The organism is Gilliamella apicola, from assembly GCF_003202655.1.
Taxonomy (GTDB): Bacteria; Pseudomonadota; Gammaproteobacteria; order Enterobacterales; family Orbaceae; genus Gilliamella; species Gilliamella apicola_R.
Genome location: NZ_QGLR01000020.1, coordinates 1 through 1,340, shown reverse-complemented (window position 1 = coordinate 1,340; position 1,340 = coordinate 1). Strand labels below are relative to the sequence as shown.

The 1,340-nt window shown below is 52.5% G+C and carries 1 rRNA gene; it reads right to left on the bottom strand.

From position 1 onward, the window contains the following. Positions 1-5: 5 nt before the first annotated feature. A 16S ribosomal RNA gene (locus DKK70_RS16350) occupies positions 6-1,340 on the bottom strand; the annotation flags it as partial.

Genomic DNA, 1,340 nt, shown 5'->3' with positions numbered 1-1,340 from the left:
CTTCGTAAGGAGGTGATCCAACCGCAGGTTCCCCTACGGTTACCTTGTTACGACTTCACCCCAGTCATGGACCACACCGTGGTAAACGCCCTCCTTGCGGTTAAGCTATCTACTTCTGGTGCAACCCACTCCCATGGTGTGACGGGCGGTGTGTACAAGGCCCGGGAACGTATTCACCGTGACATTCTGATTCACGATTACTAGCGATTCCGACTTCATGGAGTCGAGTTGCAGACTCCAATCCGGACTTAGACGTACTTTATGAGGTCCGCTTGCTCTCGCGAGGTCGCCTCCCTTTGTATACGCCATTGTAGCACGTGTGTAGCCCTGGTCGTAAGGGCCATGATGACTTGACGTCGTCCCCACCTTCCTCCGCTTTATCAACGGCAGTCTCCTTTGAGTTCCCGGCCGAACCGCTGGCAACAAAGGATAAGGGTTGCGCTCGTTGCGGGACTTAACCCAACATTTCACAACACGAGCTGACGACAGCCATGCAGCACCTGTCTCACAGTTCCCGAAGGCACTCTCGCATCTCTGCAAGATTCTGTGGATGTCAAGACCAGGTAAGGTTCTTCGCGTTGCATCGAATTAAACCACATGCTCCACCGCTTGTGCGGGCCCCCGTCAATTCATTTGAGTTTTAACCTTGCGGCCGTACTCCCCAGGCGGTCGATTTATCGCGTTAGCTTCGGAGCCCATCACTCAGGGCAACAAACTCCAAATCGACATCGTTTACAGCGTGGACTACCAGGGTATCTAATCCTGTTTGCTCCCCACGCTTTCGCATCTCAGCGTCAGTATCTGTCCAGAAGGCCGCCTTCGCCACCGGTATTCCTCCACATCTCTACGCATTTCACCGCTACACGTGGAATTCTACCTTCCTCTACAATACTCTAGTTAACCAGTTTTAAGTGCAATTCCTAGGTTGAGCCCAGGGCTTTCACACCTAACTTAATTATCCGCCTACATGCCCTTTACGCCCAGTCATTCCGATTAACGCTCGCACCCTCCGTATTACCGCGGCTGCTGGCACGGAGTTAGCCGGTGCTTCTTCTGTAATTAACGTCAATTAATGCACCTATTAGATACATCACCTTCCTCATTACCGAAAGTACTTTACAACCCGAAGGCCTTCTTCATACACGCGGCATGGCTGCATCAGGGTTTCCCCCATTGTGCAATATTCCCCACTGCTGCCTCCCGTAGGAGTCTGGACCGTGTCTCAGTTCCAGTGTGGCTGGTCATCCTCTCAGACCAGCTAGAGATCGTCGCCTTGGTAAGCCTTTACCCTACCAACTAGCTAATCCCATATGGGTTCATCAAATGGCGCATGGCCCGAA